18 protein-coding genes and 1 riboswitch are annotated in these 21,364 nt (G+C 65.7%); of the genes, 3 read left to right on the top strand and 15 right to left on the bottom strand.

Annotated elements, in window-relative coordinates:
- Positions 1–121 precede the first annotated feature (121 nt).
- Positions 122–424 carry a DUF1153 domain-containing protein gene (locus GV044_RS07875; protein WP_159867803.1) on the top strand — a complete coding sequence of 101 codons (303 nt, stop codon included), beginning with the start codon at positions 122–124 and terminating at the stop codon, positions 422–424.
- An 87-nt stretch (positions 425–511) separates the two neighbouring features.
- Positions 512–663: riboswitch (yybP-ykoY riboswitch) on the top strand.
- A gap of 60 nt (positions 664–723) precedes the next feature.
- Positions 724–1,293: a TMEM165/GDT1 family protein gene (locus tag GV044_RS07880; RefSeq protein WP_159871075.1), complete on the top strand. Its 570-nt coding sequence runs from the start codon at positions 724–726 to the stop codon at positions 1,291–1,293.
- A gap of 64 nt (positions 1,294–1,357) precedes the next feature.
- On the opposite strand, the gene ligA is transcribed toward GV044_RS07880, so the two are convergent.
- The 9 genes from ligA to GV044_RS07925 all read right to left on the bottom strand — a co-directional run bounded on the left by ligA (position 1,358) and on the right by GV044_RS07925 (position 12,521).
- Positions 1,358–3,487 (bottom strand): NAD-dependent DNA ligase LigA, encoded by a 2,130-nt coding sequence (gene ligA, locus GV044_RS07885; RefSeq protein WP_159867806.1) that lies wholly within the window; start codon positions 3,485–3,487, stop codon positions 1,358–1,360.
- A gap of 49 nt (positions 3,488–3,536) precedes the next feature.
- A complete protein-coding gene (gene recN, locus GV044_RS07890; RefSeq protein ID WP_159867809.1) occupies positions 3,537–5,201 on the bottom strand; it encodes a DNA repair protein RecN in 1,665 nt (554 codons plus the stop codon).
- A 210-nt stretch (positions 5,202–5,411) separates the two neighbouring features.
- Entirely contained in the window at positions 5,412–7,931 is a 2,520-nt protein-coding gene (locus GV044_RS07895; protein WP_159867812.1) for a TonB-dependent receptor, read from the bottom strand.
- Between the two features lie 100 nt (positions 7,932–8,031).
- A complete protein-coding gene (locus tag GV044_RS07900; protein WP_159867815.1) occupies positions 8,032–8,244 on the bottom strand; it encodes a YezD family protein in 213 nt (70 codons plus the stop codon).
- A 235-nt stretch (positions 8,245–8,479) separates the two neighbouring features.
- Positions 8,480–8,923: an Rrf2 family transcriptional regulator gene (locus GV044_RS07905; RefSeq protein ID WP_159867818.1), complete on the bottom strand. Its 444-nt coding sequence runs from the start codon at positions 8,921–8,923 to the stop codon at positions 8,480–8,482.
- 128 nt (positions 8,924–9,051) lie between these two features.
- Positions 9,052–9,849 carry an outer membrane protein assembly factor BamD gene (locus GV044_RS07910; protein WP_159867821.1) on the bottom strand — a complete coding sequence of 266 codons (798 nt, stop codon included), beginning with the start codon at positions 9,847–9,849 and terminating at the stop codon, positions 9,052–9,054.
- Positions 9,850–9,973: 124 nt separating this feature from the next.
- Complete coding sequence (locus GV044_RS07915; protein WP_159867824.1) at positions 9,974–10,822, bottom strand: TauD/TfdA family dioxygenase; 849 nt, start codon at positions 10,820–10,822, stop codon at positions 9,974–9,976.
- Positions 10,823–10,950: 128 nt separating this feature from the next.
- Complete coding sequence (locus GV044_RS07920) at positions 10,951–11,799, bottom strand: TauD/TfdA family dioxygenase (RefSeq protein ID WP_159867827.1); 849 nt, start codon at positions 11,797–11,799, stop codon at positions 10,951–10,953.
- Positions 11,800–11,915: 116 nt separating this feature from the next.
- The gene (locus GV044_RS07925; protein WP_159867830.1) at positions 11,916–12,521 is read right to left on the bottom strand and encodes a TetR/AcrR family transcriptional regulator; all 606 of its coding nucleotides are present in this window, start codon (positions 12,519–12,521) and stop codon (positions 11,916–11,918) included.
- A gap of 207 nt (positions 12,522–12,728) precedes the next feature.
- On the opposite strand from GV044_RS07925, the gene GV044_RS07930 reads away from it, so the two are divergent.
- Positions 12,729–13,904 carry a glycosyltransferase family 87 protein gene (locus GV044_RS07930; RefSeq protein ID WP_236554792.1) on the top strand — a complete coding sequence of 392 codons (1,176 nt, stop codon included), beginning with the start codon at positions 12,729–12,731 and terminating at the stop codon, positions 13,902–13,904.
- 10 nt (positions 13,905–13,914) lie between these two features.
- Here GV044_RS07930 and GV044_RS07935 read toward each other — a convergent pair whose 3' ends face one another.
- The 6 genes from GV044_RS07935 to GV044_RS07960 all read right to left on the bottom strand — a co-directional run bounded on the left by GV044_RS07935 (position 13,915) and on the right by GV044_RS07960 (position 21,336).
- Positions 13,915–16,446, bottom strand: a complete 2,532-nt coding sequence (locus tag GV044_RS07935) for a TonB-dependent receptor (protein ID WP_159867836.1) — start codon at positions 16,444–16,446, stop codon at positions 13,915–13,917.
- 381 nt (positions 16,447–16,827) lie between these two features.
- Positions 16,828–17,694: an alpha/beta fold hydrolase gene (locus GV044_RS07940; RefSeq protein WP_159867839.1), complete on the bottom strand. Its 867-nt coding sequence runs from the start codon at positions 17,692–17,694 to the stop codon at positions 16,828–16,830.
- A 101-nt stretch (positions 17,695–17,795) separates the two neighbouring features.
- Entirely contained in the window at positions 17,796–18,941 is a 1,146-nt protein-coding gene (locus GV044_RS07945; protein WP_159867842.1) for an alpha-hydroxy acid oxidase, read from the bottom strand.
- A gap of 7 nt (positions 18,942–18,948) precedes the next feature.
- The gene (locus tag GV044_RS07950) at positions 18,949–20,256 is read right to left on the bottom strand and encodes an NtaA/DmoA family FMN-dependent monooxygenase (RefSeq protein ID WP_159867845.1); all 1,308 of its coding nucleotides are present in this window, start codon (positions 20,254–20,256) and stop codon (positions 18,949–18,951) included.
- A gap of 91 nt (positions 20,257–20,347) precedes the next feature.
- The gene (locus GV044_RS07955) at positions 20,348–20,809 is read right to left on the bottom strand and encodes a hypothetical protein (RefSeq protein ID WP_159867848.1); all 462 of its coding nucleotides are present in this window, start codon (positions 20,807–20,809) and stop codon (positions 20,348–20,350) included.
- Positions 20,806–21,336, bottom strand: coding sequence for a LuxR family transcriptional regulator (locus tag GV044_RS07960; RefSeq protein ID WP_236554794.1), 531 nt, complete (start codon positions 21,334–21,336; stop codon positions 20,806–20,808). The genes GV044_RS07955 and GV044_RS07960 overlap by 4 nt, the downstream gene beginning before the upstream one ends.
- Positions 21,337–21,364: the final 28 nt, after the last annotated feature.

Raw genomic sequence — 21,364 nt, forward strand, 5'->3', positions numbered from 1 at the left:
CCGAAAACAGGAAAACGCGTTAACGCCCATTAACCGTCCAACAGAAGCTCGCGTTAACCTTTTCAGCCGATTCTCTCCGTGAACTCCAGGGGGCTGGATCAGCATCTGAAGAGGCACGGCAATGCTTGATGGCGCAATCGAAAAGCCCGTCTCCGTCATTGGACCACTGGGCGAAGAACTGAAGAAGGACGATCTGCCGCCGCCGGAAACGTCGCGGTGGGTGGTCAGGCGCAAGGCGCAAGTGGTAGCGGCGGTTAACGGCGGACTGCTGACCATGCGCGAGGCTTGTGAGCGCTACGGCCTCACGCTCGAGGAACTCGCATCGTGGCAGCGCGCGATCGACCGCGAGGGCATGCCGGGCTTACGCGCCACGCGCGTGCAGCACTACCGCCAACTGCACGAGCGCGAGAGCCGCCGGGCCTGAGCCCCGCTCCTGTCGTTTCCCGCGGCGTGCGGTGCAGGTAGGCCACAAGGCTTGCCCGCGCCGCCGCAAAGGCTTAGGACTCTCATCATTCCCGTCATTGGGGAGTAGCCGACCGCTCGGGTTCGAGCGGGCCGCACGTCAACATACTTGGTCGAGAGGCTATGGCGTGCGGAGGGTGGCGCGAAGATCGCGGAAGCGGTCGGCGCCGTTCGGGCGAGACCAATGGCATGGTGCCTTCTGCCGGCCGGGCGGGAGGTGCGATGCCATTGTACCTCGCGCCCGGCCCGGAATTACACATCATGGAAGCCCTGCTTACATCGACCCTGGTGGTTGCGCTCGCCGAGATCGGCGACAAGACCCAGCTGCTCGCCATCGTCCTCGCCGCCCGGTTCAAGCGCCCGCTGCCGATCGTGCTCGGCATCCTGTGCGCGACCCTTGCGAACCACTTCCTCGCCGCGCTGGTGGGCGAACAAGCCGCCTCGTTCCTCGATGGATTGTGGTTCCGCTACGTCATCGCGGGCTCGTTCATCGCCATGGCCTTGTGGACGCTGATCCCCGACAAGCTGGACGAGGACGAGCAGAAGCCTGCGCGCTTCGGGGCGTTCCTGACCACGCTGGTCGCGTTCTTCCTCGTCGAAATGGGCGACAAGACCCAAATCGCTACCATCGCACTGGGCGCCCGCTTCCACTCGGTGCTGCCGGTCATGGCGGGCACGACGCTGGGCATGATGATTGCCAACGTGCCGGCAGTGTTCTTCGGTCATGAACTGATCCGCCGCGTGCCGCTCCACGTCGTGCGCTGGGTGGCAGCGGGGCTGTTCCTGATCATCGGCGTGTGGCTGCTGGTGCAGACCCTGGGCTGGGTCTGAGAGGGGCCATGCGGCCGGGTGAGTAAGTCGTGAGGTTGGCTAGCCTTGAGAGGCCATGTCGGCCTCACCCCGCGGCGGCGACGATCTGTGCCCACTCGGCCTCATCGATAACGCGGATACCGAGCTCCGCGGCCTTCTTGAGCTTGGAGCCGGCGCCCGGCCCTGCCACCACGAGATCGGTTTTGGCCGAGACCGTGCCCGCGGCCTTGGCGCCCAGCTTCTCGGCCTGGGATTTCGCCTCGTCGCGGCTCATGGTCTCGAGCTTGCCGGTGAAGACCACGGTCATGCCGGCCACTTCGCTGTCCTTGGTCTCCACGACATAGTCGGGCGGCGAGACCTCGCTCAGCAGGTCGTCCCAGACCTGGCGGTTGTGCTCCTCATGGAAGAACTCGCCGAGTGCTTCGACGACCACTGGCCCGACACCCTCGATCGAAAGCAGTTCAGTCCGCGCCTCTGCCGCATCGTCGGAGGGCAGCTCGCCCGCGGGAATGAAGGCCTTCTCCGCCGCGTCCCTCAACACCGGCAAAGAGACGAACCGCTTGAGCAGATCGCGCGCGGTAACGGCACCGACATGGCGGATGCCCAGCCCGAACAGCAGCCGCGCGGCATCGGGCGCACGCTTGTTTTCCACTGCTGCCAACAGGTTGTCCACAGACTTCTCCTTCCATCCTTCACGGCCGAGCAGCTCGGAGCGGCGCCGGCGTAGACGGAAGATGTCGGCCGGGCTCTCCAGCCAGCCGAGTGCGAAGAACTCGTCGATCGTTTTCTCGCCCAGGCCTTCGATGTCGAGCGCGGCGCGGCTGACGAAGTGCTTCAAGCGTTCGGTGCGCTGCGCCGCGCAGATGAGCCCGGCGGTGCAGCGCACGTCGACTTCGCCCTCCTCCGCCACAGCTTCCGAGCCGCACTGGGGGCAGTGGTCAGGGAACGCATATGCGGGGCGGTCGTCTTCGCGGGTGAGATTGTCGACCACTTGCGGGATCACGTCGCCGGCGCGCTGGAGCACCACGCGGTCTCCGGGGCGCACCCCCAGCCGCGCAATCTCGTCACGGTTGTGCAGAGTGACGTTGGTGACCGTGACGCCGCCAACCAGCACCGGTCGCAGCCGCCCGACCGGCGTCAGCTTGCCGGTGCGGCCGACCTGGATGTCTATGGCTTCCAGCACCGTCTCGGCGCGCTCGGCTGGGAACTTGTGCGCAAGTCCCCAGCGCGGCGCCTTGGCGACAAAGCCCAGCCGCCCCTGCCAGTCGAGCCGGTCGACCTTGTAGACGACCCCGTCGATCTCGTATCCCAGCCCCGAACGGCGCGCGCGGATCGCCTCGTACGCGGCAAGCATTTCGTCCAGCGTCTGGCAGAGCCGGAAGTCGGGCGAAACCGGCAGCCCCCATCCTGCGATCTTGCGAATGACCTCTTTCTGTGTGTCGCCGGGTACCGAGCTTGCTGCGCCCCAGCCGTGCGCCCAGAACCGCAAAGGTCGCTTGGCCGTGACGCTCGCATCTTTCTGACGAAGCGAGCCGGCGGCCGCGTTGCGGGGGTTGGCGAACTGGCGGACCTTGCTGTCGTCGAATGCCTCGCCTCGCGCCTCTGCCAAAGCGCGCGCATCGTCCATCAGCGTGCTGTTCAGCGAGAGGAACGCTGCTTTCTCCATGTAGACTTCGCCACGCACCTCGAAGATCTCGGGCACCTCGCCGGTGAGTTGCTGCGGAATGTCGGCGATGTGCGCCACGTTGGGCGTCACATCCTCACCCACCTGACCGTCGCCACGTGTCGCCGCGCGCACCAACTTGCCATGCTCGTAGCGCAGCGAGCAGGACAGGCCGTCGATCTTGTCCTCCGCCGTGACCGCCACCGGCGCGTCCTCGGGCAAGGCCAGGAAGCGGCGCACCCGCGCCAGGAACTCTGCCACCTCGTCAGGCGAAAAGGCATTGTCGAGGCTCATCATCCGCACCTCGTGCCGCACCTTCGACAAGGGCGAGGCAGCGACTTCGTGACCCACCTTGTTGGTCGGGCTATCGGGCCGGATCAGGTGCGGATAGGCCGCCTCCAGCTCGGCATTGCGGCGAACCAGCGCGTCGTACTCGGCGTCGGAGATCTCCGGCGCGTCCTCGGCATGGTAGAGCCGGTTCGCCCGCGCGATCGCCTTGGCGAGGCGCATGAGTTCGTTGGCGGCTTCGGCTTCGGAGGGCATTTCGCTCATGCCGATTTCCTAACGCGCAGCCACGCGAATGCCAGAGGTCAGTTGCGGCTCAAGCTCGTTCGAGCAACCGATCCGCCTGTGCTCGGGCTTCGTCGGTGACTTCGGCGCCGGAGAGCATGCGGGCGATCTCCTCCTTGCGCTGGGCTTCGCTCAGTAGCACCACCGAAGTGCGGGTGACGGTGCCCTCGCTAGACTTGGCGATCATGTAGTGGCGGGTGCCCCGCGCGGCGACCTGCGGGCTGTGGGTGACGGCGAGCAGCTGGCCGGCGCTGGCCAGCCGGGCGAGGCGTTCGCCAATGGCGCTCGCCACCGCGCCGCCGACGCCGCGGTCGATCTCGTCGAAGATCACCGTCGCGGCGCCGCCCTCTTCGGCGAGTGCGACCTTTAAAGCGAGGATGAAGCGCGAGAGTTCGCCGCCGCTGGCGATCTTGGCGAGCGCGGCGAACGGCGCGCCGGGGTTGGTGCTGATCAGGAACTCGACCTGATCCATGCCATGCGCGCCCCAGCGCTCTTCGGGCAAGTCGGCCACCGCAGTGCGGAAGCGCGCAGCGTCGAGCTTGAGCGGGGCGAGTTCGTTTGCCACCGCGTCGTCCAGGCGCAGCGCGGCGGCGACCCGGGTGGCGTGCAGCGCCTCGGCCTGGGCGCGATAGGTCTGGCCGGCAGCCGCAGCGGCGGCTTCGAAACGCACCAGTTCCTCGCTGCCGCCTTCGATCGCGTCGAGCGCCATGCGCATCTCGGCTAGCTTGGCCGGCAGGTCGTCCGCCTGGCAGCCGTGCTTGCGAGCGGCGGCGCGCAGTTCGAACAGGCGCGTTTCGATCCGGTCGAGCTCGGCGGCATCGAACGAGAGCGCTTCGGCGGCGGCCCGCACTTTGTCCTCGGCATCGTCCGCCTCGATCACGGCGCGGTCGAGCGCGGCCAGCGCCTCTTCCAGCAACGGGTGCTCCGACGCAATGCGGTCGAGCTTGCGTGCCGCCGTACGCAAGGAGGCGAGGGCCGAATCGGAGCCTTGGAACAGGTGCTCCAGATCGGCCATGTCCTCGGACAGCTTCTCGCCCTTCTGCATCGTCGCGCGGGCGAGCGCGAGTTCTTCCTCCTCGCCCGCTTCGGGTGCGAGCACAGTCAGCTCCTCGACGTAGGCGACGAGCAGATCGCGGTCCTCGGCCGCCTGGGCGACGCGAGCCTGCGCGGCGTCCAGCACGTCGCGCGCATCGCGCCATTCGCGCCAGGCGGCGGCGACCGTGGTCTCCTCGCCGCCGGCGAAGCGGTCGAGCAGTTGGCGGTGGCCGCGCGCGTTGACGAGGCCGCGATCGTCGTGCTGGCCGTGGATCTCGACGAGCGCGGGCGCGAGTTCGCGCAACAGCGCGACGCCGACAGGTTGGTCGTTGACGAAGCCCTTGCTTCCGCCGTCCGCACGCAGTTGCCGCTTGAGGATCAGCGGCTCGCCCGGCTCGATCTCGATCTCGGCGGTGTCGAGCGCCTGGCGCACCGAGTCGGGCAGCGCTGCAAATTCGAAGCTGGCGGTGACGCTGGCCCGATCCTCGCCGCTGCGGACCAGGCCGCTATCGGCACGGTTGCCGAGGACGAGGCCGAGCGCGTCGAGCAGGATCGACTTGCCCGCACCGGTCTCACCGGTGAGGACGCCAAGTCCGCCTGCAAATTCAAGGTCAAGCGCCTCAATCAGGACGATGTTGCGGATGGAAAGCCGGGTGAGCATGTTCGCTTCGCGTTCTAGCGCGCTGCGCGCGATGCGTCACCCGGCTTGTATCCGGCTCGCGGCAAGGGGATGCACGGCCGGAACACTTAACAATAACGTCTCAACTTAGCATAAGATGCGCAAAGTCGAGCGTACCAGTTGCCCCCGGCACCCACCTTTTACGAAGTCGCGGTGAACGCAGGGGAAAATTTGGCATCGGGGTTCTTACGATCAGAAGTTGTACTTGATCGTGCCGCCCCAGGTGCGTGGGTCGCCCGGCTGGCCGGCGATCAGGCCGACGTTGCCGGGAGCCACTTGCAGCAGGTCCTCGTAGTGGACGTCGAAGGCGTTTCGCACCCAGCCGAACACGTCGAAGCCCTCGGCCCGGAAGCCCGCGCGCAAGTTGGTCAGCGCGTAGCCCTTCACGTTGGTGTAGATCGAGGGCGATGCGTTGGAGTTCCAGTGCGACCGGTAGTTGCCATCGACGCCGAAGTAGACCTGGCCTTCGTTGCTCAGCAGCTCGACCGGCGCGTTGACCTCGGCACCGTAGGAGAACGCCCACTTGGATACGCCGGGCAGGTCCTGGCCCGAGATGTCGCACTGGCGCGGGCTGAGCGCACCGGGCACGCCTGGGCGCGAGTAGTCGGGCGTGGCGTTCGCGGCCTGCAGCGTGCCGCCGGCAAGCTCGGGCGGGCACGGCGCATTGGTGAACTTCTTGTACTTCGCGTCGGTGTAGGCGCCGTTGAGGTACGCCGTGAAGCGCTCGCTGGTGCGCACCTTGAAGTCCGCCTCGATACCCTGGGAGCGCACCTTCTCGGCATTGGCGAGATAGCCGCGCACGGTGCCGAACTGGCCACCGTTCACGGTCGCCTGGAAGTTCTTGATCTCGGTGCGGAAGGCCGTGAGGTTGAAGGTGGCGCGGCGGTCCCAGAACTGGGTCTTGAGACCCACTTCGAAGTGGTTGACCGATTCCGGCTTCACCGTGGCCGCATCGTAGTTGACGGTGTTGTCGGCGTTCAGCGGCAGGCCATTCTGGTTGATGCCCAGCGTCTTGAAGCTCTTGGCGTATGTCGCATAGGCAAGGACGTCGCGCGCGATCTTGTAGTTGACGTTGAGATCGTAGGTGAAGTTCCAGTCGCTATCCGATGGCGCGCTGATCTGCGGCTGATACACGCCGCACTGCGCGATGAGCACGGCATTGCCGGTCGTGGCTGAGGGTGCGCAGCTGGTGATCACCTGGCCGGCGCCATTCGTCACGATGCGCTGGTAGAAGCCGGACTTCTTGTCGTAGTTCAGGCGCAGGCCGGGCTGGATGGTCAGCTCCGGCGTGACCTTCCACGCGAGCTGGCCGAACAACGCGGCGCTGGTGCTCTTGAGGTACTGCGTGTTGCTGGCGGTCAGCCCGGCCAGCGTGCCCGGACGATTGGCGACGTTGTTGGGATCGGTCGACGGCGCCAGGCTCCACAGCGCAGCGTCGCTGCCCTGCTGCTCGGTGCCCTGCGTGTCGATGCGCTGCTTGAAGGCGAAGGCGCCGACCACGAAGTCGAACTGGTCGCTGGTGTAGTTGTAGCGCAGTTCCTGGCTGTACTGGTCCTGCTGCGATGGGTTCTGCGAGCGCGAGACGATGGACAGGCCAGTGAAGTCGCGGTCGTTCTCGGGCTTCCAATCCCAGAAGCGCCAGGCGGTGACGGAGGTCAGCGTGCCGCCGCCCACGTCCCACTTCACGCGTAGCGAGGCGCCGCCGATCTTGTTGCCGGCGTTGAGGTTGCTGTCGAGGTCCGTCAGGCGGTCGTAGGGATTGCGGCTCGGCACGGCATAGGCTGGCAGCCCCTGCGCAGCGCGCGCCGCGTTGATGCGAGCGACCAGTGCGTCATACTGGCGATTGAGCGGGCGCTGGGTGGTGCCGACACGGACGAACACGGTGCCGACGCCCTCGGGGTCCTGCTTGCTGTAGTCGCCCGAGAGCGTGATATCGAGATCATCGTTGGGGCGGAACAGCAGCTGGCCGCGCAGGCCCAGGTTGTCCTGTTCGTTGATGTAACGCTGCGTGCGTGTGTTGTAGTACACACCCCGGCGGCTGGTGGTGGCGACCGCGATGCGCGCGGCGACCTTGTCGCTTAGCGGGCCGGACACGGCGGCCTTGCCCTGCTTGAAGTTGAGGTTGCCGGCGCTGACTTCGGCGCGGCCTTCGAAGTCGAAGGTCGGCTGGTTGGTGGTAATGTTGATCGCGCCCGCGGTGGTGTTCTTGCCGTAGAGCGTGCCCTGAGGCCCTCGCAGCACTTCCACTTGCGCGACATCGAGGAAGTCGAAGGTCGCGGCGGCGACGCGGCTGTTGTAGACGTCGTCGACGTAGATACCGACGCCCTGCTCGAAGCCGTCGGAAGTAAGGCCGAACGGCACGCCCAGGCCGCGGATGTTGACCGAGGTGTTGCGGGGGTTCGAAGTGTAGACCTGCAGCGTCGGCGCCAGCTGCTGCAGCTTGACGACGTTGAAGTTGCCGGTCGCCTCGATGCTGTCACCCCGGATGACCGAGATCGCCAGCGGCACTTCCTGCGCGGTTTCCTGGCGGCGACGCGCGGTGACGATGATGACGTCGCTTGATGTCGCGGTGCGGGCAGAGCCGCCTTCCTGGTCTGCCGGCTGCTCCGCCGGGGCGGCAGCATCCGCTGCACCCGCGTCTGCGGCAAAGGCCTGAGCCGGCGCGATCAGCGCGGTCGATGCAATCAAGCTTAGACGGACGAACGCATTCATGTTCCAAATCCTTCGTAGGAAATTGGCAGCCCCGGTTTCTCTCCGGCCCCCACCGTTCATTGATGTTGCGTGTTGTCGGACGAGCCCCCTCGTCCTCCCTTCAGGTGAAGCGCTGGCGCTCCGTGACGTCGAGCTGGACCACCTTTCCGTCGTGTACGGTGAGGTGGACCGCGCCATAGCGAAGGCGTGACAAGGCATCGGCAACCGCGGCCAGAGTGGCGTGGTTGGCGCCCTCGCCTCGCGTGCCGTCACCACGAACGACCCCGTTGCCGCGATCGATCCTGGTCGGTTCAGTGGTGTTCGGCAGTCCCATGAGTCGCTCCCTTCGGCGACCCGTCTAACTCTACTTTGTAGATAGACAACGTAAGTTCATGTTGCATGCGCCCAAGCGAAACTTTGTTGAGCCAACTTGAATGGTAGAGTTTCGTTTGTCGTCGTTCCGCGCCAGACCCGCGACCGGTATCGGCATCTCGCGTGCTATCATGCTGGAGGCGATAGGTTCGTCACTGTCGGAACCGATCGCGGTCGAGCCCGGAACGACGGAGCCCTCAGGCTTCCGGCTCGCCCACGAACGGCGGCTCGGGCACGATCGGGTCGGCGAGCGACATGCGATCGAGCATGGTCGCCATCTCATCGCGCAGCAGCAGCATCAGCCCGCGCAGGCGGCAGTCGGCTTCGGGCAGGCAGTTGGCGCAGGTCTCGTGCGCATTGCGGCTGGCGCAGGGAACGAGCGCGAGGCTGCCGCGGGTGATGCGGATGATGTCGCCATAGCGGATGTCGACCGGCGGCAGCGCGAGTTCGTAGCCGCCCGACCGGCCGCGGTGCGAAATGACGATGCCCTCGCGCACCAGTTCGGACAGGATCACAGTCAGGAACTTGCGCGGGATATTCTGCGCAGTCGCCACTTCGTCGAGCCTGACCGGCCCTTGCTTGTAGCGATCCGCCAGGTGCTGGAGCGCGCGGATGGTGTAGCGGGTCTTCTGCGAAAGCATGCCGGCAGACTCAACGCCTGCCGCGCACAAATGTCAACTTTGTAGCTAGATGGATCAGGCTTTCGGCACGCTCACTTCGTCGTGAGACGGTAGCTCAGCGCTGCCGCAAAGTGGAACCTCACCCGCTCCTAGGCCGCGACCGTCTCAGGTGCATGACGGCCAAGCAGCTTGTAGGCGCGCTCGTACCAGACGCTGCCCGGATAGTTGCGCTGGAGCACGGCGGCGGCCTTCTGTGCCTCGTCCGGCACGCCCAGCGACATGTAGCCCTCGACCAGTCGGTAGAGCGCTTCGGGGGCGTGGCTGGTCGTCTGGTAATTGTCGACCACGTTGCGGAAGCGCAGCGTCGCCGCCAGCCACTTGCCGCTGCGCTCGTAATTGCGCCCGATCGTCATTTCCTTGCCGGCAAGGTGATCGTTGACGAGGTCCAGCTTGATCTTGGCGTCTGACGCGAAGCTGGTAGTCGGATAGCGGCGGACCACGTCGGTCAGCGCCTGCTTGGCCTGCTGAGTGATTTTCTGATCACGCGTCACGTCGCTGATCTGCTCGTAGTAACAGACGGCGATTAGGTAGTAGGCGTAAGGCGCGTCCTTGTTGCCCGGGTGGATCGAGAGGAACCGCTCGGCCGACTGCACCGCCTTGTTGTAGTCGCGTGCGACATAATAGCTGAACGCGCTCATCAGCTGAGCACGGCGCGCCCAGGGCGAGTACGGATGCTGGCGCTCGACCTCGTCGAACAGCGCGGCGGCCTGCTTGGTCTGGCCGTGATCCAGCCGATCCTGCGCGGCCGTGTAGAGCGTGTCGACATCGCGCGCGACGTACGCTGTGTCCTTCTTGCCGCCACCCCGACCGGCGCAACCCGCAGTCAGGATCATCGCTCCTGCAGCGGCGGCAAACAGGACGGGCTTCAATCGCGATTGGTCGAGCATGGCGGGTCTATAGCTACGCTGGGGCTGAACGCCAAGTGAAAGGCTGGGGGCGTTTGCACAGGTAGAGCGACCGTTTAATGCGTCCCACATCCCAGTTCGTGCCGAGCTCGGCTCGCGCGTCAGCTCAACCAAAAGCCTCCTCACCCTCCAGCTTGGTGCGCATCATCAGGCGGCCGGACTTGTGATCGTAGGGCAGCGCGCGGTGCATGGTGCCGGTGTTGTCCCAGATCACCATGTCGCCCAGCGACCAGGTGTGGCGATAGCAGAACTGCGGCTGCGTCGCCCAGGTGCGCAAGCGCACCAGCAGCTTCTCGCTCTCGACGATGTCGAGCCCTTCGACTTGCAGCGCGGTGGCGCCCAGCACCAGCGACTTGCGGCCGGAGCGATGCTTCCACACGAGCGGCAGGGTGTTGCTGCCGCGTGCCATCCAGGCGTCGAGTTCGCCGAAGCTGGGCTCTGGCTTCCAGTAGAGCTGCGAGCGCCACATGGCGTGGACGACCTGCAGGTCCGCGATCGCCGCCTTCTCGTCTTCGGGCAGCGCATCGTAGGACGCATAGGTGTTGCAGAAGTCGGTTTCGCCACCCTCCTGCGCCAGCGCCCGCGCGCTCATGATGGAGGCGAGGATCGGCTTGTCCGACATGGTGCCGTCGATGTGCCAGAAGAACGCGCCTTTAAGGTAGCTTGCGATCGGGTTGACGCTTTCGTCCATCGTGATCGGATAGACGGCGTCCTTGCCCTCTTTCGATCCCTCGCCGTCTTCGTGCGCGAACGTGCCTAGCGTGTGGGTGAAGGCGATCTGCTCCTCGTCGGAGAGGTTGATCTGCGGAAAGACGATCACGCCCCGCGCTTCCATCAGCTCGCGGATGTCGGATGCACGCGCGCCGCTCAGCAGCGTGTCCTTGTCGGTGCGGATGACGGTGCCGATCTTCTCGGCTGCGTCGCTGACGTCCCAGGTGCTGGTGACCGTTGCCATGTCTCGTCCCTTCCCGTGCCGGCATTCGCGCCGCATCGTTGTGCTGAACGAGTGTACAGCGCGGCGGGAGAGGGTCAAGCGATGGCGGGTGGCCAGCATCCTCTCCCCGCCGGGGAGAGGATCGGAACTTAAGCGTAGGCGAACGCCTCTTCGCCTTCCAGCTTGGTGCGGTGCATCATGCGGCCACAGGTCGGGTCGTAGGCTTCGGCGCGGTGCATGGTGCCGGTGTTGTCCCACATCACCAGATCGCCGATCTCCCACTCGTGGCTGTAGGTGAAGTCGGGGCCGGTCGCCCAATCACGCAAGCCATGGATGATCAGCGCGCTTTCCATAGGAGTCTTGCCCTCGACTGCCACCGAAGTGCAGCCGATCACCAGGCTCTTGCGGCCGGACTTGTGCTTCCACACCAGGGGCAGCACCTGCTCGCCGATGGCCATGTAGCCCTGCAGCTTGGCGAGGCTCGGCTCGGGCTCGTAGTAGAACAGCGACTCCCACGGGCCGTGAATGACCTTGTACTGCTCGTACTCGGCCTTCTTGTCTTCGGGCAGCGCCTCGAAGGCGCTGTAGGTGTTGGCAAAGCCGGTGTTGCCGGTGCCCTTGGGCGAGGGCTTGATGCAAGATAGCAGCGAGGCGAGGATCGGCACGTCATTGCGGGTGCCGTCGATGTGCCAATAGAGCGAGCCCTTCAGGTACTCGGCGCTGGACGGGTTCTCCTTGGCGTCGAGCGTGATCTTGGTGATGCCCTCGCCGTCACCGCGCTCGGGCGCGAAGGTGCCCAGCGTCTTGGTGAAGGCGACCTGCTCGTCGCTGGTGAAGCCGATCTTGGGGAATACCAGCACGCCGCGCGCTTCGAGCAGTTCGCGGATCTCGCCGGCGATCTCGCCCGACAGCAGCTCTTCCTTGGTGTTGAGCACGCGGGCGCCGATCTGCGGCTTGATGTCTTCGGCTTGCAGGACGGTCTTGGTGGCGACGGACATCGAAACTTCTCTCCGGAAAGTGCGGCGGGAACACTGTTCTTGCCGCTATAAGCCGCCACTGCGGCTTACGTCCAGAGCGCGCCGGCGATCACTCTGATCAACCGGATGCAGGCCCCTCAGTCAGGGACTTGGGCGACGCTTCGCGCGGTGAGCCGGCCCAGCCAGTCGCGCACGAACGCCAGTGCCTCTTCATGGCCGGACTTCACGCCCAGGTTTTCCTCCATGACGATCGCGCGGCCGATGCCGGCAAGGACCACGCTGAGCCCCGCAGGTGGGCAGCCGTCCGGACCGAGCAGCCGCTCGCCCAGCACATGCTCCAGGATCTCGACCTGGCGCCGGCGCATCGCTTCGCTGTGTTCGGCCATAGTCGCACGCAAGGCGTCGCGGTGGTTAGCCATGGCCATGAACTCCAGCGCCATCGCAGTGCGGCTGGTATCGACGAAAAAGCTCCATAGCGCGCCCAGCGGATCGTCGGAGGCAAGCGCCTCCTCGATCATGCGGTCGCTCTCCGCAGCGCCGCGGCGCGAGACTTCGATCAGCAGGTCGTCGGTGGTCGGGAAGTAGTAGTGTACCAGCGAAGGCTTGAGCCCGGCCCGAGCGGCGATGCGGCGCGTACTAACCGAGGCGTAGCCCTCGTCACGAATGAGGTCCTCGGCGGCCTTGACGATCAGCGCCCGCGTCGCCGACGTCTCTGCTCCAACCCTGCGCACTGCGACGGACATTCGGCTTCCCTTCCCGTTCAGCGTTGCGGGAGACCGCAGGCCAAGTCAACTGAGGCCACCTTCACCAAGATTCAACGCTCTGTACTTAGACGTATGCGAGGAAGCGGCACGGCGAAGGGCTTGCGGGTGGACAGATCAAGGCCGGATCATCTCGCCAGGTGGCTCCGGGCCTGGCCCTTGCTCCTGGGTGCGTTCGGCCTCTTGCTGGTGCTCCATCACTTGGTCGAATTCGCGCAAGTGCTGCGCGAGGGCGCTGGACATGCCGCGCTGACGCTCGACTTTCGCACCTACATGTGCGGCAGCGCCGACCTGATCCGGCCCTACGACATCTGCCACAACGACGAGTTCGTCAGCGGCTTCGTCTATCCGCCGCCCTCGATCCTCTACTTCCATGCCTTGTCGCAGGTACCGATCCAGACGGCGTTCTTGATCCACTCCGGGGTGGTCATCGCCGGGCTTGCCCTGGCCTGCGCGATGATCGTCGCGCTGTTGCCGATCGCGCGCCGGCACGCGTGGACCGCCGTCATCATGGGCCTGGCGATCGCGCCCATCGGCACTTGCCTTGCGGCCGGCCAAGTCAATGTGCTGCTGATGGTGAGCGCGGTTGCCGGCGTGTGGTTCGCCTCCCGCGGAGCGCCGGGACGGGCAGGTCTCGCGATCGCGCTAGGGTTCTGGCTCAAGATCTACCCGGCGCTCGTACCGGCGCTGTTCCTCACCCGCGCCAAGCTGCCTGCGGCGGTGGCGGCGGTGCTGTGGACGCTGGCGCTGGGGCTCGTCGGCCTGCTGTGGGCGGCGCCGGAGCTTTACCGGCAGTACTTCCTGCAACTGCTGCCCCACGCACAAGGCTACACGATGCCGGGCGTCGCCTACTCGATCGCCGGAGCCGCGGCGCATGTTGCAGCGGGCGGCGGCGCGCCGGTGCAGCACTTCGTGGCCATTCCGCAAGCCGTGCAGTGGCTGTCGAAAGCCATGCTTGCGGCAGGCATCCTAGCGGCCATGGCGCACCAGCGGCTGACGCAGGACACCCGCCCGCTCGAAAGCCTCAACGTGCTGCTGTGCGCCTCGCTGATCGCCGCGCCCAATGCCTGGGGCTATCACTACGCGATGGTCCTGCCCGCGATCGTCACCGCCCTCGCCCGCGAGTTCGCGCGGCCGAGCTGGGCGCTGCCGCTGGTGCTCGGCTGCTGGCTAGCGCTGATAGTGCCGGGCTGGACCGACCCGCCCGGCTTCATCGCCGATCGCCCGCTGCTAAACGTGCCGTTCCGCGAGCGCTACGCTCTTGCTGCAGCAGTGCTGCTGGTGCTGACCATGCTGCAACTCGTGCCGGTGCGACCCGGGGCTCGATTGCGTAAGTGGGATCAAATCGCGCCGTTCGTGGCCTGATCGGGCGACTTCAGCGGCCGAAGGTGTAGCGCACCCGCATGCCGTACATCCGCGGCTCGCCCGGAACTACCGCCTCGCCGCCCAGCGACGAGAGGCCGTTCACGATCGCGACCCAGTACTTTTCCTTGGTGACGTTGGTCGCGAACAACGCCAGGTCCACAGGTGAGCCGGCCACACCGCGCCAATTCAGGTTGAGGTTCAGCAAGTCCGTCGGCGGGCTGATCCCGGCGTCGTAAGGCAACGCACCTTGCGCAAAGGCCACCGCGTTGGAATAGCTCGATATCTGCTTGTCCGTATGGACATAGGTTGCGGAAAGCGCCAGGCGACCCATCGCCTCGTCCATCGGCACAGTGAAGGTGCCGGTCAGCGTCACCCGGTTCTTGGGCGAAAACGGCAAGGTCGCCCCTGCCCCCAGGAACGAGGCTTGCGAACAGACGAAGCTGGCGTTCGAGCAGATCGGCGCGCGTGCACTGCGGACCTTGGCCTGCAAGTACGAATAGCCGAAGTCCAGCCGCACCGGGCCATAGCCGACGCTGCCGTCCGCCTCGATGCCGCGCATGCGCGACTTGCCGATGTTCTGGATGCCGTTGATGCCGGTGGGGGCGGGATTGGTGCAAGCCGGATTGCCCAGCGGCGCGCACTGCGGAATGCTGACGGTGGTCTGCTGGTTGCTGAACTCATTCCAGTAACCACCGAGACTGACGTTGCCCGAGACCGGCCCGCGGAAGCTGCCCTTGAAGCCCACTTCGTAGTCGTCGACCTTTTCGGGAGCCCAGGTTTCCGCGCCCAGGTTCGCCTCGTTGATGCCGCCCGCCCGATAGCCGCGCGCGTACTTGGCGTAGAACAGCAGGTCGTCGTTGGGCTTGTAGTCGAGGTCGATCAGCCAGGTCGGCTTGTTCGACTTCACCGTAAACTCGCGGGTGCAGGCGCCGCTGGTCAGCAGTGCGTTGAGGCCGGGGTTCGGCACCGGCGTGCGCGCGCGCGAGCACGACACCGCGATCGCACCCGCAGCCGAAGGCACCACGCGCACGTTGTCCGCGGTCTCCTTCTCCCAGTCCCAGGTGTTGCGCCCGCCCAGTGTCAGGCTGAGTTGGTCGGTGAACTTGAAGGTGCCCTGCGCATAGAGCCCGTAGTTGTGGAAGGTGTAATTGTTGCGCGCAACCGAGACGCTGCTGACCGCGGGAGACAAGGTAGTGCAGCGGAAAGTATAGACGTCCGTGCAATTCGCCGCGACTTGCGTGTACTGCTCCTGGCTGCCGATCGGCTCGCTGATCTCCATGTAGTAACCGGCCTGCCAGGTGAACCTGTCGCTGGCGCTGCGGCCCTGCAGCTGGAACTCCTCGGAGAAGGTCGACTGCGAGCCTTGCGTGCGCCCGGTCGGCCCCGGGTAGGTGATGACGAAGGGAAACGCGACATTGTCGCCATCGAGCGAGAACGAATACCGCTCCCGCGCTTCGGCATAGCTGGCGATGTTCTTGATCGTCAGCATATCGGTGGCGTTCCAGGTCGTCGTGTTGACGATCTGCCAGGTCGTGCTCTTGACGTAAGGGTTCGGCGCGTTGTTCTCGACATCGTAGTAGCCATAGCCGGCGGCATTCTGGCGCAGGATCTGGTTGCGGATGCTGGGGCCCAGCAGGGCAGCCAGCCCGGTCGATCCCACCGACCCACGCAAGGGATTGGTCGCCACCGGATTGTCGAAGTAGCCGTTGGAATAGACCATCTTGGGCACGGTGCCGTTGGTCGAGGACCGCACGTAGCTGGCGACGGTGGTGTTCTCGAGCTCGGGCGTCAGCTCGGCCAGGATCGAAAGCCGCAGCGCGGTGTAGTTGATGTCGGTGAACTTGTCCGGTCCAATCCCGGAGCGGTTGTTCTGCCAGCCGTCGCGCTTGTTGCGGTCCACGCCGAAGCGCACCTTGAAGGCATTGCCAAGCGGCAGGTTCAGCACGGCTTGCACGCGCTTCTGGTCGTGGTTGCCGTAAGTGCCCTCCACATAGCCCTCGACGCGGTCCGTGGGCTTCTGCGGCACCAGCAGGATCGCGCCGCCGGTGGTGTTGCGGCCAAACAGCGTGCCCTGCGGACCTTTCAACACCTGGACGTTCTGAAGATCGAACATGGAGCCCGGTCCCGCGCCGTTGCCGCCGCCGATGTTGGACTGCAGGCGCGGCGCCACCGCATCGGCGAAGTAGACGCCGACCGTCGGCTGCGTGTTGAGCTCCTGCGAGAAGCCGCGGATGATGAAGCTCGCCTTGTCCGGGCCGTAGCGGCCGTTCAGCGCCAGGCCGGGCGTGTAGGTGGCGAGGTCGGTGGTGCTGGTGATGTTGCGATCGAGCAGCTGCTGCTGGTTGAACACCGTGATCGAGATCGGCACGTCCTGGACGTTTTCCTCGACCCGGCGGGCGGTAACCACGATCGCATCGGCGTCCTCGGCACCACCAGAGGCGTCCTGCGCATGGGCTGGCGCCGCCAGGATCGTGCCCGCTCCCAGGATCGTACCCAGGGCCGTCGCCGCAAGCAGGGCGCGCTTGCTGAAGTGGTAGTGCATCCTCGTTCCCTCCCGTGTCGATTGGAGCGACATGAGGGTCATCGGCGGCCTCTCGACCTTACCTGACAGCTTCCACATGTCGATCCGCGCCAGCGCTTGCTGCGCTGGTGATTGGCCTCGACATTTCGCCGAAATTGGACACGTGTCAAGCGATGAGAGTGTCCGCTGTCTGAGAACGCCGGTTCGGACGAGCGAGGGTCAGCAGACGCAAGATCCTCTCCTCTCCCCGCCGGGGAGAGGATACGCAGGCTTGGTCGCGGAGCGACTTAGCCGAAGTTGGAGGGGGCAGAGTGCGCACGCATCCCTCTCCAAGCTGCGCTAGTCCCTGGCGGAACAAGCTCCGCTGTCCTCTCCCCGGCGGGGAGAGGAGTTACGCCGCGACTAACCCCCAATAAACTCCAGGATTTGCGGGACCAGCTTGGGCCAGCTGCGGAACAGCGTATGACCCTCGGTGCCCGCCATCGTCTGGCCCGAGCGGTAGTTCCACTCGTCGTCGTTCCACGGCGGATCCTGCATGAATGAGTGGGGGACGAGGCGGTGCACCCACTCGCTGGTGGCGCGCGTGTGCGACAAGTCGCTCTTGCCGCTGCGGAAGACCAGCACCGGCATCGTCAGGCGCGCGAAGTCGCGCGGCGTCATGCCCGGCACCGGCGAGACTTCGGACGGCACGTAGGCTGCGGCCCAGCGCTGCATCACCTCGATGAACTTGTCCGGATCCTGGGACCGGATGAACTCGCGCGATTGCTCGCTCTTGCTGAAGTTCTCGGCCCAGGAGGTCGCCTTCATCACAGCCTCCATGCCGCCGACGCTCGCCAGTGTGCCGGCCTCGCCGCAGTAGTAGGTCGCCAGTTGCATCAGGCCGATCGGGTCGCCCGAGATCCACCACAACGCCAGGTGCGAGCATATCTCCGGATCACGTGCCGCGGCCAGCATCGACACACGCGACCCGCCAGAGCCACCGGCGATTACCGTTGGCCCAAGGTCGAGCTTGCGGATGAGGCCGCTCAGCGCCTCGGCCTGCGTCTCGGACTCGCTGGCGCCGAGCAGCGTCGCGTCGGAATAGCCGCAGTTGGGGCGGTCGTAGATCAGCACGCGCTTGCCGGCAGCGACGAAAGCCTCGGCCATCTCGCGCAAGCCGGGCACGTCCATGGTAAAGCGGCCGCCCGGGGTCAGCGCGACGGCAGGGTCGCCTTCCTTGCCCAGCAACTCATAGGCGATGTTGATCCCGTTGACGTCGATCTTCTGCACGGACCTCTCCCGATAGCGTTTGAACTACCGTTCAACGTTGGCGCGCGCGTGGCAAGTCCCCAGAGGCGAACATTGTCGTGCCAGGCTGAAGCGAGACGACATTAGGCCAGGTAAGTCCGATCCAGTTCGGCCAGCCGGTTCACGCCAACCATCGCCATGGCGACGTCGATCTCGTTCGCCAGCAGCGCGATGGCATGGCTCGCCCCCTGCTCTCCGCCCGCCGCACAGCCGTAGAGCGTGGCGCGACCCACCAGCACCGCCTTGGCCCCGATGGCCAGCGCCTTCACGATGTCCGCCCCGCGCCGAACGCCGCTGTCGAACAGCACGGTCAGGTCCTTGCCCACGGCGTCGACGATGCCGGGCAACACGCTGATCGCCGGCGGAGAGCTGTCGAAGTTGCGGCCGCCGTGGTTCGACACGGCGATGCCATCGACGCCGTGCTCCACCGCCAGCTTCGCATCGTCGACGCTGAGGATGCCCTTCAGGACCAGCTTGCCCGGCCAACGCCGCCGCAGCTCGGCGACGTCGTCCCAGCACACCGAGGCCGAGTTGGCGACGCGGCTGACGACGCCGGTCAGCTTGCCGCCGACTTCAGGCGGATAGTTGGCGAACTGCGGCAGCCCACCGTTCAGGTAGTACCGCGCGATCACGGAGGCGAGCCAGCTCGGCCGCTTGAGGAAGTCGCTGACCAGCACGGCATTGGGCCGGATCGGATTGGACATGCCCGCGCGCTTGTTGAACTCGCGCAGCGGCCACATCGGCGTATCGACCGTCAGCACCAGCACGTCGGCGCCGTTTTCGCCCGCCGCATCGACGACCCGCCATGACAGGTCGCGGCGCTCCCACAAGTACATCTGCATCCAGTGGCCGGAGGTGGCGCACTTGGCGATCTCGGCGAAGCTGGTGGTCGAACTGGTGGTCTGCGTGAACGGGATGCCCGCCTTCGCCGCCGCGGTCGCGATGGCGCGCTCGCCGCGATAGGCCAGCAGGTCGGACACGCCGGTCGGCGCGATGACGAAGGGCAGCGGCTGCTTGCGGCCGAACAGCTCGATCGAGGGATCGCGGTGATCGACATTGCGCAGCGTGCGCGGCACCAGGTTGATCGCCTGGAGCGCCGCGACGTTGCGGTTGATCAGCAGGTCGTCTTCGGTGCCGCGCTCGATGAACTCGAAGATCGCGCGCGGCAGGCGCCGCCGCGCCAGTTCGCGAAGCTGCGCGATGTTGTGCGCCTTGCCGGCGATACTCATGCGCGGATCAATCCAGGCCGAGATTGGCGCGGAAGGTCGTGCCTTCGTACTCGGTACGATACACGCCCTTCTTCTGCAGGATCGGTACGACCTGGTCGACGAAGTCCTCAACCGAAGAGGCCATCACGGTGGGCGTCATGTTGTAGCCGTAGCACCCGGTCTCGCGCCAGATCTGCTCGAGACGGTCGGCCACTTGCTCCGGCGCGCCGATGATCTGTGGCTTGCCGACGGCCAGGCCCCAGCGGATCGCCACCTCGCGCAAGGTGAGCGGCTTGTCGCCCTCGATGTTCGAGAAGGCCTTCATCAGCCCCTGCGAGCCTTGCGTCTTCATCTCGACGAGTGGCTGGTCGAGGTCCATGCCGGCGAAGTCGACGCCCATGGTGCCCGACAGACGCGCCAGGCAGCCGTCGATCGGCAACCGCTCGACCAGGTCCTGCAGCTTGCGCTTGGCTTCCTCCTCCGTGCCGCCAACGATCGGCTGGACGCCGAAGCTGACGCCCGGCGTCTTCTTGCCCGCGCCCTGCGCGGCCTCCTCGAGGTTGGTCATGAAGCGCTTCATGCCCGCGACGTTGGGCTGGATCGAGAACACCACGTCGGCATGGCTGACCGCGAACTGCTGGCCGCGGCCGGAGCTGCCTGCCTGGAACAGCACCGGATGGCCCTGCGGCGAAGGCAGCACCGGCGACACTGTCTGGCAGGAGAAGAACTCGCCCTGGTGGTCGATGAACTCGACTTTGTCGGGGTCGGCGTAGATGCCGGCTTCGCGATCGGCCAGTACGGCGCCCGGCTTCACCGAATTCCACAGCTTGTAGCAGACCTCCATGTATTCGTCCGCACGGTCGTAGCGGCGATCATGATCGAGCTGGTGGAGGCCGAGCGCCCGATGCTCACCGCGCAAGTGGCCGGTGACGATGTTCCAGCCGACGCGCCCGCCCGACAAGTAGTCCAGCGTGCCGAGCTGGCGCACGATGGTCCAGGGTTGGTACGAGCTGGTCGACATCGTCGCCGCCAGACCCAGGTGCGTGGTAGCCGCGGCCAAAGCGCTGAGCAGCACTACGGGATCGAAGCAGGGCCAGCACACGCCATACTTCACCGCGTCCTCGTGGCTCTCGCGATATCGGTCGAACACGCCGGGGGTGTCGGCGAAGAATATGCCATCGAATTTGCCGCGCTCCAGCGTGCGGGCAAGGTCCTGCCACAGCTTGAGCTCACCCAGCGCATCGAGCCGATTGTCGCCCGGCGCCGCCCAGCTGAGCACCGTGTGGTTGATCGGCGAGTTGATCAGGAAGCTGACGAGGTGGATGTGCTTGCTCATGCGGGGTGCCGATCTGCTTGTGGATCCTCTCGTCCGCGTCATGTGCGCTCATGCACCGAGCGGCAAGCAAAATCGTGCGCAATGTATCCAATCAGACCCGCTCGGCAGCGACCGTCCAGTCTGGATAGGTACGACCCAGCCTCTGTTGCCGCCGGGCATGGCAGCGCAGGCCCACGATCAGGACGAACAAGCCGACAGCGACGCCTCCCGTATCGATCAACTCGCAAGCAAGAAGGCTGCCCTCACCCAGGGTACGCGGCAGCGCATGAGCCGCTACGGCGATGATCTGCGCCCCGCCAAGCCATAGCGGATAGACCCGGTTGGCCCTGAGGGCGACGGCACATACTACCAGCAGGAGCACAAGCTCCAGCGCCAGGTAGATCGCGTCGTACTGAGTTGCGAACTCGCGTCCCACAAGCGCCGCGAAAGCCTCCTCGAGCAGCAGCGAAGCCAGGAACGCCGACGAGAGCACCCGTTCGGGCGCCGATCCATATCGCACAGCCGCACCGCAGGTCATCGCCGCGACGAGCAGCAGCACATCCTGAAAGGTCATGGAAGCGCGGGCAGTGCCTTGTGCGCGTCCGCCATGCGCTCGGCCATCGCAGGCAGCGCGTTCACCACGCCCAGACTCGCCAGCGCCACCACCAACAATCCTCCGGCGATGACCACCATCGCGGCAATGCGGTTCAACCCGGCGTTTGGCCCCACCATGGCTCCCGGCAGGATCCAGTCTGCGGCCTGCCGCTGCCACGCCGCAAGATCGGCATCGTTGCGTGCCGGTTCTGTCCCTTGAGAGACCGGCTTACAGTCGAAGAAGCCGCTTTCGAGATAACGCCGATATGCCCGTGCAAGCTCGGCACGAGGAGGGAAACCAGTCCGGCTGCGCACGGCCTCGATCCGCTGCACGATCGCGCTTTCGGACACCTGTAAGCGACCAGCAATCTCCTTGCTTGTCCTATTTTCTGCAAGGCATGCGAACACTTCATGTTGTTTGGCAGTCATTCCTGCGAACACTTCGCAGTAGACATCATTGTACAAGTGCTCAGCCGACGTATCGTCTTCGGCGATTGCATCCATCATATCTGGCCGGCGCTCCCCATTGCGCGCG

Origin of the sequence: Novosphingobium sp. 9U, assembly GCF_902506425.1 — a bacterium.
Classification (GTDB): Bacteria; Pseudomonadota; Alphaproteobacteria; order Sphingomonadales; family Sphingomonadaceae; genus Novosphingobium.